This is a genomic window from Marinobacter shengliensis, assembly GCF_003007715.1.
In the GTDB taxonomy this organism is placed as follows: domain Bacteria; phylum Pseudomonadota; class Gammaproteobacteria; order Pseudomonadales; family Oleiphilaceae; genus Marinobacter; species Marinobacter shengliensis.
In genome coordinates, this window is record NZ_PXNO01000028.1 from 72,157 (window position 1) to 86,143 (window position 13,987).

A 13,987-nucleotide genomic window follows, 5' to 3' on the forward strand; every position below is an offset into this window, starting at 1 on the left:
CACTGTGGCAAAACCCGAAACCGGTACCAGCCTTGTTGTCCGATGGCTTATGAGCCCGGTGTTTGTACTGGTCATTTTTCTGGTTTTTCTTGCCATTGCCGCCGGCCTCCGGGAAGGGCTTATCCAGCAGGATAACCGTCAGATCGAAGCCAACCTCCGTAATGAAGCCAGGGCGCTGACGGATAACCTGGAGCGGGAATTCCTGGTGCACGTTCAGGCCATCGGGCGCATGGCCTATCGACTGTATACCCAGCCCGACACCCCGGAATCGCAATGGCGTGTGGACGCACGCAACTACCTGGAAGATTTTGGTGTTTACCAGGCCATCGAGTGGATTGATTCCAACTACATCATCCGATGGCTGGAACCGCTGGCTGGCAATCAGGACGTGGTGGGTTATAACGTGGCGTTCAACGACCAGCGCCGCGAAGCACTGGATAAAGCAGCAGCCACCGGTGATTATGATCTGTCCGGTATCATCGATCTTCGCCAGGGCGGCAAGGGCATGGTGATTTATTACCCCGTGGGCGCCGGAGACACCAATAACGGCTACATGGCCGGTGTGTTCAGGATGGAAGTTCTGGCCGAGCAGTTACTGACCAGCCGGGTACTGGAACACTTTCAGATTGAAATCCGGGACTCCGGAGAGCCTGCCTACGTTCTCAACTCAGACACCGAGATTGCCAGGAACTTCAGCTTCACTGTGCCCGTGCAGTTCCCCACTCTGGATTGGACCCTGACGTTACGCCCCAATCAATCCTGGGTCGACAGCCAACGCAGTTCCTGGCCGATGCTTACTTTCGCAAGCCTGGTCTTTATGGGCCTGCTTACCAGCCTGACCACTTTGCTTGTCCAGTTGATCCTCAAGCGTAACCAGGCGCTTTTGAAAACCCGCCGGGAGCTGGAGCGGGAGATTGATCAGCGTATCGCCATGCAGGTGGACCTGGAGCGACTGGAATCCACCGATACCCTCACTGGCCTGGCCAATCGCCGGTTCTTCATGGAAGACCTGGCTCACACCCTGAACATCGCCGACCGGCAAATGCGCCAGGTGGGGCTGGTCATGATTGACCTGGACCGGTTCCAGATGCTCAACGATTCCCTCGGCCATCAGTTTGGCGACGAATTGTTGATCAAGGTCTCCGAGCGGCTGAACAGCCTGAGTAATGAGCGGATTCTGGTGGCCTACTCAGGCGGCGACGAGTTCATGATCTGCCAGCAACACGTCGACGACATTGATGATGTGATTCACCTGCTTGGCCAGATCAAGCAGTGCTTTGCCGAACCATTCGAGGTTCAGGGCGATGCCCACAGCGTTACCGCCACCATGGGTGTCGCCGTGTATCCCCAGAGCGGACTGGACGCCGACACCCTGCTCCGGAATGCCGATATTGCCCTTTACCGTGCCAAGGAGCAGGGCCGCAATACTTACCAGTTCTACACCGAAGGCATGCAGGACCGTGAGGTGATGCGCCTGGAGCTGGACAAGGATCTGAGCCAGGCCCTGGCCAACGACGAGTTTGTGCTGTTTTATCAACCCCAGCTGAACCTGCAAACCGGTGAGATCAACAGTGTGGAAGCCCTGATCCGCTGGCAGCACCCCCGCCGCGGGCTTTTGGCACCCATCGAATTCATCCCCCTGGCGGAAGAGAGCGGTCGGATTACCGAGATCGGCCGATGGGTGGTGCTTGCCGCCTGTCGCCAGCTCGCCAATTGGCGCGGCACGGCTTGCGAGCAACTCAGGATCGCGGTGAATCTTTCGGGCCGGGAGCTGGATGATGAATCATTGGTGGAACATGTACGGGATGCCCTGCTATCGGAAGAAGTGGACCCGAGCATGCTGGAAGTGGAGCTGACGGAAGAGATCTTCATCCAGAACATTGAACACAACCTGAATCAGTTGTCGCGTCTGCATCAGCTGGGGGTTCACCTGGCCATTGATGATTTCGGCGTGGGCTATTCGTCTCTCGGCTATTTGCGGGATTTCCCGGTAGATCTGCTGAAAATTGACCGGTCGTTTATCACCGATGTGACCGAGCGCCATGACGACGCGGTCATCACTCGGGCCGTGATCAATCTTGCCCACAACCTCGGCATTCAGGTGGTGGCCGAGGGCGTGGAAACCGAGGAGCAACTGAATTTCCTGAAAGCGCACCGTTGCAATCTGGCCCAGGGTTATCTGATCAGCCGGCCGATTCCAGCGGAAGACCTGGAGACAGCGTTGGCGGAAGGCATCCTGTTTACCGGTCAATCGATCAATTCGGGTTTGTAATGGCGGTTTCTGATCCCCAAACTTCTCTGTAACTTTTTCGTTGAGTGATGTTTATGTCTGCCAGATATCTGACTCCGGAGCAGGATGCCAGGCTGCGCCGCTGGGAGCGCTGGAACCGGAATTATTTCATGTTTGCGTTTGTGGCGCTGACGGTGGTGTTGGTGTTCAGTAGTCAGTTGGGGATTTCCAGTGGTGATGAGTGGGGGTCTCTGGGGGTGCTGCTGGCTTTGCTGGTGGTACCGATTATTGTGTTGCAGTTGCGGCTGCAGTGTCCCGCCTGTGGGGTGAAGATTGGCTGGCAGGCTAAGCTGATGGCGCCTGATCAGTGCAAGTCTTGTGGTGTGTTTCTTCGCTCTAAGAATTCTTCTTCCTGATATCCTGCCTGAAAACCTTTGACCTGTGAGTTGGTCACAGGTTTTACTCTGATCTCTGTTTTTTGGAGATGGACGTGCCGTGGCTGGGGTAGCTTCCGAAAACCGCTGCAAGTACGTCCGTGTACGCTTGCTTTCCGCCATCCGTGGCTACAAGCATTTTCGGAAGCTACCCCAGCCCCGTCACTCCGCCAACTTTAGTCGTGGATTCTTTGTACATCCGTGAACATTGGTGAGTACGCCGTCATGAAAGTTAAAGAGCTGGCCACCGCCGCCGGGGTTAACCCCGATACCGTCCGGTTCTACACCCGGGAAGGTTTGTTACAGCCCACCCGCAACCCGGACAACAACTACCAGCAATACGATGCCGAGGATCTGCGCCGGTTGCGGTTTGCCCGTAAGGCGCGGCAGTTGGGGTTTTCGTTGCCGGAGATTCGGCAAATTCTGGCCCGGGCGGATGATCATCATTCGCCGTGCCCGATGGTTCGGGACGTGTTTCAGCAGCGGTTGGTGGTGGTTGAACGGGAAATTGCGGAGTTGCAGCAGTTGCGCAAGCGGATGATTTCGGCGCTGGCTGCCTGGCAGGAGATGCCGGACGGGACGCCGGATGGGCATACGATTTGTCGGTTAATTGAGCACTGGGACGATCCCTCGGCCGAGTCTTGTTGCGAGGAGCCAAAGCATGAGTGATGCACCTGAGCTTAAACCGGCGTTGTCGATTTCCGGAGCCTCGTGTCAGGGCTGTGCGAAGAAGATTCGCAATGCTCTGGAGCCGTTGACCGGCAGTACCGAGCTGGTTGGGGTGGATATCGAGGCGCAAACGGTGGCTTTGCCTGACGGGGTGGATCTGGCCGAGGCGGCGCGGGTGGTAACCGAGGCAGGGTATCCGGCGGAGCCTGTGGCGACGTCAGAGCCGGCATCGTGTTGTGCTTCGAAGAAGGCTTCGTCCTGCAATAGCCAATCCGACAATACCGGTGCACCAGCCAAGTCGGCCAAAGAACACGCACAAGCATACGAAGCAGCAGACGATGACCAGGTTGTGCTGTCGGTTTCCGGGGCTACTTGTGCGTCCTGTGTTGCCAGTATCGAGAAGGCGTTGCTGTCGGTGCCGGGGGTGACCCATGCTCATATGAATCTGGCGGATAACACAGCCACGGCCAGCGGCAAGGCGGAACCGGATGCGCTGATTAAAGCGGTGGAAAGTGCCGGCTATGGTGCCAGCGTAATTGAGGATGCCGACGCGGCTGATGATCGCCGGCAAGCGGAGGATAAAAAGCAGTACAAGGTGCTGCTGGTGAAGATGGCCATCAGTCTGGGCCTCGGCTTGGTGTTGATGGTCTGGGGCATGGGTTTTGACACCATGATGGTGACCGAGGCCAATCAGCTTACCTGGATCAATTTCGGCATTCTGACCCTGGGCGTGATGATCGCCACCGGTGGGCATTTCTTCACCGGGGCCTGGAAGGCCTTCAAACACCATAACGCCAACATGGACACCCTGATTGCTTTGGGCACTGGTACCGCCTGGCTGTATTCCATGGTGGTGTCGAGCGTGCCGGAGCTGCTGCCGGAGATGGCGCGGCATGTGTATTTTGAAGCTTCCGCCATGATCATCGGCCTGATCAACCTGGGCCAGGCATTGGAGCTGCGGGCCAAGGGCAAAACCTCTGAGGCGGTGCGGCGGTTGCTGGATCTGCGGGCCAAGACCGCCCGGGTGATTCGCAACGGCGAAGAACAGGACCTTCCCGTTGAGCAGGTTCGCAAGGGCGACCACATACGGGTTCGGCCCGGAGAGAAGTTGCCGGTAGACGGGGTGATCGTGGAAGGCAGCACCCGCATCGACGAAAGCATGCTGACTGGCGAACCCATGCCGGTGAGCAAGGCGAAGGATGATGAGGTGTCGGCCGGCACTCTGAACACCCACGGTTCGATCATTTACGAAGCCACCCGTGTCGGCAGCGAGACGGCGCTGGCGCAGATCATCAAGCTGGTGAAAAAAGCCCAGGGCTCGAAACCGGCCATTGGCCGGTTGGCCGACAAGATTTCCTCGGTGTTCGTGCCCACGGTCATGCTGGTTGCCATCGGCGCGGCACTGGTCTGGTACAACGTGGGGCCAGAGCCGGCGGTGGTTCACATGATGATAGCGGCCACCACCGTGCTGATCATTGCCTGCCCCTGTGCTTTGGGCCTGGCCACGCCGATGTCGGTGATGGTGGGCGTCGGCAAGGCTGCCGAGTATGGCGCGCTGATTCGCCAAGGGGATGCGTTGCAGACCGCCGGCAAGATCGATCTGGTGATTCTGGACAAGACCGGCACCATCACCGAAGGCCACCCGGCCGTCACGCGGATGACCGCCGTTGATAATAACGAGACCACCTTGTTGGCACTGGCAGCCGGGCTGGAGCGCCACTCCGAGCACCCCCTGGCAGAGGCCATATTGAGCCGGGCCAACGAAGATGGCGTAGAGCCTGAAACAGTGACGGACTTTGAAGCGCTCAATGGCAAGGGCGTGCAAGGCCAGTTCGATGGCCAGACGGTGCGCCTCGGCAACCGGCGCTGGCTGGAGGCCGAAGGCATCAACGTGACACATCTGGATTCGGCCGCCAACACCATTACCGAGGAAGCCGGCACGCCGTTGTTTCTGGCACTGGGCGCCAAGGTGCTGGGCGTTATCGGGGTGGCCGATGCCATCAAGCCGGATTCCGAAGCCGCCATCCGCCGCCTGCATGACGCGGGTATCAAGGTGATGATGGTCACAGGGGACGTTGATGCCACCGCCAGGGCCATCGCCTTGAAAGCCGGCATTGATGACTACCGGGCCGAGGTACTGCCCGAAAACAAGGCCGAAGTGGTCAGCGAAATGCGCGGTAAAGGCTACACCGTGGCCATGGTGGGCGATGGCATCAACGACGCCCCGGCCCTGGCAGCCGCGGATGTCGGTTTTGCCATTGGCACCGGCACCGATGTCGCCATTGAAAGCGCAGCCATAACCCTGATGCGCGGCTCCCTGCACGGGGTGCCGGATGCCATCGAGATTTCCCGGGCAACCGTCACCAACATCAAACAGAACCTGTTCGGAGCGTTTGTATACAACACAATGGGTATTCCCGTGGCCGCCGGCCTGCTCTACCCTGTGTGGGGCATCCTGATGAGTCCGATTCTGGCGGGTGCCGCCATGTCGTTGTCGTCGGTGACGGTGGTATCCAATGCCAACCGGCTGCGCCTGTTCAAAAGCAGCCACACCCCGGCAAGGCAAGAGGAGCGGAACTGATGGAGACGATTCTGGTCAACGCAGCAGGGCTGGCCCTGATGGCCGCCGTGGTTTGGTGGTTCTGGTTATCCGGCAACAAATCCGGGCAGAACCAATGATCCTGTTCACACACGCATTACCGAGGTAACCGCCATGAAAAAACACACCTTAGCCCTTGGCCTGGTGGCCGCCCTGGGGTTCAGCACCACGGCCGTCGCCGGCGGAGCCGCCCATAGCATTCACGTGTATAAATCGCCCACCTGCGGTTGCTGTGGCGACTGGATCGACCACCTGGAAGAAAACGGGTTCGACGTCACCGCCACCGACACCGATGACATGGGCAAGATCAAGGCCGACGCCGGCCTGATTCCAGGCCTGGGCAGCTGCCACACCGCCTTTGTGGGTGACTATGTGGTGGAAGGCCATGTGCCGGCGGATGATATCAAACGCCTGTTGAGCGAGGCCCCGAAAGCCACCGGCATCAGTGTTCCGGGTATGCCCATAGGCTCGCCCGGCATGGAGATGGGTGATCGCAAGGACCACTACAAGGTCATCCTGTTTAACAAGGAAGGTCAGACCCGGGTGTTTGCCGAGCACAACTGACCGTTTTGCACTCAGGTCAGGATTTCCGCGTGCAGCCGGCCAGGCTGCGCGCTCACGAAGTTTGCGGGTCTGTCTGTTTTTTCTACACTGTCGTTCCGGGCTGTTCTATTATGAACCTCAGTGTTGGAAACAAAACACATACTCGCAGGGACTTAGCTTGAGCCTTAAAACCCGCCTTCTCGGCCTCGCATCAATACTGATCATTCTCGCGGCGTCTGCCTCCTGGCTGGCCTACCGGGAGCTGTCAGAAGACATCATCGAACGCTGGGGCAAGCAGGTTACTGAAATTCAGGTGCGCTACGACAGCGCCCGACTGTTGCAGTCCCTGGAACGGGAAATCGGCCTGGCCCGGCAAATGGCGCAATCCTCTACCCTGCTGCAATGGGCCGCCAGCCCGGACAATCCCGAGCTGACCTCCGCCGCCATCCGCCAGATGGAGAGCTTCCGCAATAACTTTCGGGATAACAGTTACTTTGTTGCCCTGCGGGAGAATGGCCACTATTACTACAACAATTCCGACAATCAGTATGCCAATGACCAGTTCCGTTACGTACTGGATCCGGAAAAGCCGGATGATGCCTGGTTTTTCCAGCTGATTGAGGAGGGCCGGGACTTCCACCTGAACGTAAACCCGGACCAGGAACTGGGCGTCACCAAGTTGTGGATTGATGTGCTGATGCGTGATGAGCGCAACGAGATTCTCGGCATGGTCGGCACCGGTCTCAATCTCGACACCTTCCTGCAGGACATTGTCGACATAGGCCAGGAAGGCATAACCACGCTGTTCGTGGACTACAACGGCGCCATTCAACTGTACCGCGACCGCAATTACATCGACTTCGCCAGTATTATCAAACCCGAAGGCCAGAAGAACACGGTGGACCTGCTGTTTGAGGATCGCCAGGACAAACAGCAGATCCTAGGCATGTTGCAGATGCTCAAACAGCGCAACGGCGAGGACGGCGCAGTGGAAAGCGGGTTTGTCACCATTGATGGCCGCAAGCACCTGGCAGGAGTGGCCTTCCTGCCGGCCATAGGCTGGTTCGAAATCACCTTGCTCGACCTGAACGCCCTGGTGCCAACCAGCTACCTGTGGCCGCTAGTGGCCGTCTTCCTTATGTCGCTGCTGGTCTCGCTGATCGCTTTTCACCTGATCATTCAATCACGCATTCTCAAACCGGTATTGAGCCTGGAGGCTGCGGTGATGCGGTTGCGGGAGGGTCGGTTTGACCTGCCCTACCTGCCCAAACCAGATAACGAAATCGGCCGGTTGGTGGACCACTTTGAAAAAATGACCAGCACGATGCGGGATACCACCGCCGAGTTGGAGCACAAGGTCGCGAAACGCACGGAAGAACTGCACCGGCTGGCCCGGGTGGATGCCCTCACCGGCCTGAAGAACCGCCGTGGCCTGGATGAAGTCATCGAACAGGAAATCCAGCGGGCCGAACGTGAAGGCAAGGGATTCGGGCTGATCTGGTTGGACATCGACCACTTCAAAACCATCAACGACACCCGTGGCCATCAGGCCGGTGACGACATTCTGTGCCGGGTAGCGCTCTGGCTGAAAGCTACGGTTCGTCCCTATGACCACCCGGGCCGCTGGGGTGGCGACGAATTTGTGGTGCTGCTGTCCCCCTGCGACAAAGACACCCTGGAACAGATTGCCAACCGGGTGCGAGCCAGCGTGGAGCAGGAAAGCCAGCGCACGGGTACATCGGTCACCATCAGCGTGGGCGGCTATTTCAGCCAGCCAGGCGATGACATGGATACCCTGCTACGTAACGCCGATCAGGCCCTGTACCAGGCCAAGCGGGGAGGGCGTAACCGGGTTTGCATCCACGCTGCTCCCGGCGAGGAGACACACCCGGCCTGACAGATCTGACTCCCACCTGCATAACCGTTATACTCCGCTGCATCATCCATTTTACAGCCAGGTCTTTTCTCCATGCTCAATGCCGACGCTCTCAATCAGTTGCGCCAGCTGAAAACCGATATCAAGCAGAACAAGGTGGTCTTCCCGGGCACGGTCAAACCTACCAACGGGCGCTTCGGCTTTGTGGCCCTGGATGAGGGGCGGGATGTGTTCCTGCCACCGGAAGAAATGCAGAAGGTGCTACCCGGGGATCGGGTGAACGTCACCGAGCAGGAAGTGGAAAAAGGCAAAACCCAGGGCGTGGTAGACGAGCTGCTGGAATCGCACCTGACCACCTTCGTGGGTCGCTACCTGATCAAGGGCAAGGGTCATTTTGTGGCACCGGAAACCCCGGGCATCAACCGCTGGATCTTCATTCCACCGAAAGAGCGCATGGGCGCCCAGCCTGACGACTTTATCTACTGCCAGATCCATCGCCACCCGTTCAAGGATGGAAAAGGCCAGGCAAAAGTCCTGCGAGTCATTGGCAAGGCAGGCCAACCGGGCATCGAACGGGCGTTCACCCTGGCCAATTTCGACCTCGCCGATGCCTGGCCGGACGAGGTTCAGAAACAAGCCGATGCCCTGAGCGAAGAATCCGTCGCGACCCATACCGACGGCCGGGAAGACCGTACCGAGCAACCCTATGTGACCATCGACAGCCCAGGCACCCAGGACATGGACGATGCCCTGATGGCCACGCCCAACGCCACTGGCTGGACGCTGTCCATTGCCATTGCCGACCCGACGGCGATGATCGAACCGGGCAGCCCGGCTGAGGAAGAAGCCTTCAACCGGGCCACCGCTATCTATTTCCCGGGCGAGCCGCTGCCCATGCTGCCTGACAGCATCAGCACACGGTTGTGCTCGCTCATGCCGGATGTGCCCAGGCTGGCTCTGGTGTGTGACCTGCAGGTGAATAACGACGGCAGCCTGGGCGATTACAGTTTCCATCAGGCCATGATCCGCTCCAAGGGCAAGCTGAGCTACGAGCTGGTTTCCCATCTGATTGAAGGCCGGGAAGACGACGAGATCAAGGCTTTACCAGACGAGGTCGCCAACAGCCTGGATCAGCTGCACCAGGCCGCCACCGCTCTGCGTAAATGGCGTGCCGAACACGCGCTGCTGAGCCAGGACCGTCCGGAATTCCGGCTGCGCCTGGACGAGAACAAGCGTATCCGGGTGATTGAGCCCTCGGTACAGAACGAAGCACACCGGCTGGTGGAGGAATGCATGGTGGCCGCAAACCGCTGTGCCGCAGACTTCCTGACCCGGCAGGGCAAAGGCCTGTTTATCCAGCACCCGGGCCTGCGGGACGACCGCGCTGACAACATCCGAAAATTGCTGGAAAGCCATGCGCCGCACCTGGCCGGGCACGACGCCAACACGGCTGAAGGCTTCAAGGCACTGATGAAACACAGTGACCAGCTGCAAGCCGAAGTGCCGGTGAAAGCCATACTGTCCCGCCAGCTGGCCCGGGCGGAGCTGGGCTTTGATGCCGCGCCCCATCAGGGCATGGGGCTGGACGCCTACACCACCTTCACCTCACCGCTGCGCAAATTCTCGGACTTTTACGTGCACCGGTTGATCAAAGCGGCGCTCTGGAACACCCCGATCAAACCCCTGAACAGCCAGCAACTGGAAGCCCTGCAAGCCACCCAGTTCCGCGCCCGCCAGGCCGCCAACACTCTGGAAACCTGGCTCAAGGCCGACTACGCCAAGACCCTGCCGGAAGACCCCATGGAAGGCACCATCAGCCGCACCATGCCCTCCGGTTTCTTCGTGCGCCTGGACAGCAACGGGCTGGAAGGCTTTGTCAGCTGCAAGGACCTGGAGGGCAAGTACGGCTTTGATCCGGTCACCCTGCGCCTGGTGCACAACAAGAATGGCCGTATCTTCCAGCTGGAGCAGCGGGTTACCGTCAGCTTCGCCGGGGTGGACGACGAGCGCCGGCAGATCAATTTCAAGCTGATCAAGGCCGAAGAAATCGCTGGCGCCCAGGAAACCACAGGCGACTGATCCATCCCATCAGCGACCGCGCCGTGCGTTGCAGATTATGCCGACGCACGGCGATTTCGTTCTGGAAAAGCGCTGAAAAGCAGGGAAAAGCAGCGCCCGATTCAAAAATTTACGATATTTTACAAAGATCCCCATTCTTGATTTTCGTCATTAATTCAAAGCAATAATCCACCACCGCCTTCCGTTTTGCCCGGCATCTCCCTGTTGGCCTGAAAAGCCCTATTCCAATAGTTCGCATCATGAAGTATTGGTAATCACAAATATCGATCAGGTCACATCCGGCGATAGTCGATAGATCAGGCGCGCCACCGGGTGGTCGGGCCATTACAGCCAGGTATGCAACCAATGAACAACCGTCTATATCGGTGGTGGCTCACCACAGTGACTCTCACGCTGGCAACAATCGCATTGCCAGGGTGCATGGTGTATCAGATTGACCGAAGCGAGCTTGACCAAAGCGCCAGGGCCTACCATCAAACGGCACCGTTCAAAACCGACTCGCCGGTCCTGGCCACCTGGCTTACACCACAATCAGAAGTGCTGCCGTCAATAGAGGTTGTTCAATCTCCGTCTGTTGAGTACAACAGCATGAATGCAATTCCCAGCATTCTGACACTGAGTCTCATTCCTTTTTATGAAACCACCCGTTACACAGACAACTTATCAATCATCTGGGAAGGCGAAACGCTAGCCGAGAGTTCGGCAAGCTATACCATCAAGAACGCTTGGAGCCTGTACTTCCCCACGCCACTGCTATTCATGGGTTCTCTCTATGAATTAGATTCACAGGATATGCAGGAGACGCAGGATACGGTCAACATCATCCACGCTCGCAACATCGCCGACGCCATTGCTCGCCAGCAGCCCGCGTTTGAAAAAATACCCAGAAACGATCCCGATGCCTTGGTCGCTTTTGTCACATCGGATCAAGCGCCGCTATTCAAACCGCAGGCAACCGCGCACCTGGCAACGTTAGCGCCTCCAGAAAATTCACTCGAATATCACCAGCGATACCTGAACGTCAAAGGCTACATCAACCTGTTACCGGTGGAATCACAAGCCTGGCTGATCGGGCCCGACGGACTCAAGGGCTGGCAGATTAAAGCTGCGCTGGATAGTGGTGAAGAAGAAGCTGAGGTGTTGCGCAGAGTGGTCAGCAGCTACCCCGAATCGTTGACCGCCTGGCACCAAGCAGCCCGGCAGAATGAGGCCAGGTTTCGCGAATTATACGGTCAAAGCTATCCCTCCATCGTCTCGAACCTGCAGGAAAGGCAGGCTAGTGCGCAAGCTGCATGGCCTTATTACCCCAACATGACAGAGGAGCACCATCGGGTGCTCGTCGAAAACGGTATTCCAGCCAACATCGTGGCCTACATGACCAATGCGGAGCGCTCTGCAGAACTGGTTGCGGCAGCGAAAACCGGCTCATTGCAGGATGATCAGGGGCGTACGCTCACCGAAGAACAGCTTCTGGAGCGCCTGGTACGCAACGACAACAACGGCCGTTTCATGAGCCCGTTCACCAGCGACGGCGTACTGGCCGAATGGGTCAACCTGGCTAATAACGCCAACATGGGCGCAACCGCCGGCTCCGCTGTTGGTGCAGTAGCCGGGGCCTATGCTGCTAATAAGGCGCTGGACTTCGTTCCTTTTGGACTCGGCGGTATGGTCGGCGGCGCAGCCGGCGCCAAGGTTGGCAAGGAGGTAGGTAGGGAAACCGCCATCTCGGCGTCCGGTGGCTGGGAAGCCATCAGGGCCTCCTCGGATCAGAGTTTCAATTCGCTGAACGACATGGCCCGTTACCTCAAGCAGAAGTATGGCAGCACTGCCAACTTCGCCGATGCCGTGCGGGCCGCCACGCAAATTTACCCGGAGTTCAGTTCGGTGCTGGACTCCACTTACTGATCGGGCACTCATGGCGTACTCGGATCCCAAAGCGTTCGTTCCACGATGCACCCTGAATGGATTAAAAAGATGACCTACCCAAAAAGCTTTTGTCGTTTCTTCCCTGCACCGGGAAAGAGCGCTCTCGGTGCCCTGGTCGCGTCAACACTCTGGCTCAGTGGTTGCTCCGTGCATCAGTTTGATCAAAGCTCCGTTCCCAACGCGACGCCCTATCAGGTAACCGCACCGTTCAAGATTAATGATTCTGAGGCTGCCCGGTGGGTGATACCTGAAAGCAATGCCCCCCACGTTGACTACATTCACCAACCGGCTCCCACGTGGTACGGCTATGAAGAGTCTTTCGTGGCCAATCTTCCTGCGGTGTTAACCCTGAGCCTGATTCCGATCCATGGCAAAAGTACCTCTGTCAGCAGCGCAACTGTGGCCTGGCAGGATCAGATTCTTTGGCGCCACCAGGCCAACGTCTCGGCAAAAACCTGGACCAGTATGTTTTTTCCGACACCCTTCCTGATGCCCGGTGGCGGAAGCGAAGAGGCGGCCCTCAAAGCCGCCAACGAAGCCGCCGCCAAAGCCCACTTGATGGCGCTGGCAGACGAAACCCGGGCTCAGACTCAACGCTATGCTGCCATTGATACAAAACGCCCGGATGCTTTGGCCAGATTACTTGGCTCCAACGAAGCAACGTTGATTCGCCCAAAGGCCACCGCTCAGCTGATTGCGCTGGCCCCTCAAACGAATGCCCTTGAATTTCACGCACAATACGCCAACCTGCCCGGTTACACCGGACTGCTGCCGGAAAACCTGCAGGCCTGGCTGATCGGCCCGGATGGTCTGAAGGGCTGGCAACTTAAAGCTGCACTGGCTGGGGGCATCTCCGAAGATGACCTGACCAGGCAACTGATCCTTGCTCATCCAGATGCCCGACAACAGGCTATTGATAACTATTTGGCGGCAGCAGGGGGTTCAGGGTGGGCGGCCAACTCCGAGATTGCACAAGCCATGGCGGAGGTTTACGTCAATGCCAACCACGCACCTCCCTTCTCGGGTTTAAAACAAACTCACCGCCAACACCTGCTTGAGGGCGGTTTACCTGAAGATCTTGTCAAGTACATGACCGACCAACCACCCTCGGATCTGATGATCACTGTTGCTCGTGGCGGCTCGATGAGAAGTTCCGACGGTAAAGCCCTGACCGAAGAGGAATTGATCGAACGCCTGGTACGCCATGATAACAACGGTCAGTTCATGAGCCCCTACACCAGTGACGGCGTGCTTGCCGAATGGGTGAACCTGGCTAACAATGCAAGCATGGGCGCTACCGCCGGGTCCGCAGCCGGAGCCATGGCCGGGGCCTATGCCGCTAACAAGGCACTGGACTTCGTGCCATTCGGCCTGGGCGGCCTGGTGGGTGGCGCCGTAGGCTCTGAACTGGGCAAGAGTGGCGGCAGAGAGGCAGCAATTTCAGCGTCCGGCGGCTGGGAAGCCATCAAGTCAGCCTCAGACCAGAGCTTCGATTCCCTACCCAATATGGCCCGTTACCTGAGACAGAAATACGGCACCACCGCAAACTTTACGGATGCGATGCGCGCCGCCACGCAGATTTACCCGGAGTTCAGTTCCGTACTGGCTTCCACCAATTAACCGGAGACGTT

Annotated in this window: 9 protein-coding genes; all 9 read left to right on the forward strand. The window is 58.2% G+C overall.

All coding sequences use genetic code 11. From position 1 onward, the window contains the following. Positions 1–49 precede the first annotated feature (49 nt). The 9 genes from C7H10_RS18855 to C7H10_RS18895 all read left to right on the forward strand — a co-directional run bounded on the left by C7H10_RS18855 (position 50) and on the right by C7H10_RS18895 (position 13,976). Positions 50–2,272: a bifunctional diguanylate cyclase/phosphodiesterase gene (locus C7H10_RS18855; protein WP_106696119.1), complete on the forward strand. Its 2,223-nt coding sequence runs from the start codon at positions 50–52 to the stop codon at positions 2,270–2,272. A gap of 53 nt (positions 2,273–2,325) precedes the next feature. Next, positions 2,326–2,646, forward strand: a complete 321-nt coding sequence (locus C7H10_RS18860) for a hypothetical protein (RefSeq protein WP_106696083.1) — start codon at positions 2,326–2,328, stop codon at positions 2,644–2,646. A 243-nt stretch (positions 2,647–2,889) separates the two neighbouring features. Then, the gene (locus C7H10_RS18865; RefSeq protein WP_106696120.1) at positions 2,890–3,333 is read left to right on the forward strand and encodes a MerR family transcriptional regulator; all 444 of its coding nucleotides are present in this window, start codon (positions 2,890–2,892) and stop codon (positions 3,331–3,333) included. After that, positions 3,326–5,914 (forward strand): heavy metal translocating P-type ATPase, encoded by a 2,589-nt coding sequence (locus C7H10_RS18870; protein WP_106696084.1) that lies wholly within the window; start codon positions 3,326–3,328, stop codon positions 5,912–5,914. The genes C7H10_RS18865 and C7H10_RS18870 overlap by 8 nt, the downstream gene beginning before the upstream one ends. Positions 5,915–6,046: 132 nt before the next feature. Further along, positions 6,047–6,496, forward strand: a complete 450-nt coding sequence (locus C7H10_RS18875) for a DUF411 domain-containing protein (protein ID WP_106696085.1) — start codon at positions 6,047–6,049, stop codon at positions 6,494–6,496. Between the two features lie 157 nt (positions 6,497–6,653). Next, positions 6,654–8,372, forward strand: a complete 1,719-nt coding sequence (locus tag C7H10_RS18880) for a sensor domain-containing diguanylate cyclase (RefSeq protein WP_106696086.1) — start codon at positions 6,654–6,656, stop codon at positions 8,370–8,372. 72 nt (positions 8,373–8,444) lie between these two features. After that, positions 8,445–10,430 (forward strand): ribonuclease R family protein, encoded by a 1,986-nt coding sequence (locus tag C7H10_RS18885; protein WP_058090798.1) that lies wholly within the window; start codon positions 8,445–8,447, stop codon positions 10,428–10,430. Positions 10,431–10,775: 345 nt separating this feature from the next. Further along, entirely contained in the window at positions 10,776–12,335 is a 1,560-nt protein-coding gene (locus C7H10_RS18890; protein ID WP_146136837.1) for a carboxyl-terminal protease-like protein, read from the forward strand. Positions 12,336–12,404: 69 nt separating this feature from the next. Further along, positions 12,405–13,976 (forward strand): carboxyl-terminal protease-like protein, encoded by a 1,572-nt coding sequence (locus C7H10_RS18895; protein ID WP_106696088.1) that lies wholly within the window; start codon positions 12,405–12,407, stop codon positions 13,974–13,976. The last annotated feature ends 11 nt before the right edge of the window (positions 13,977–13,987 follow it).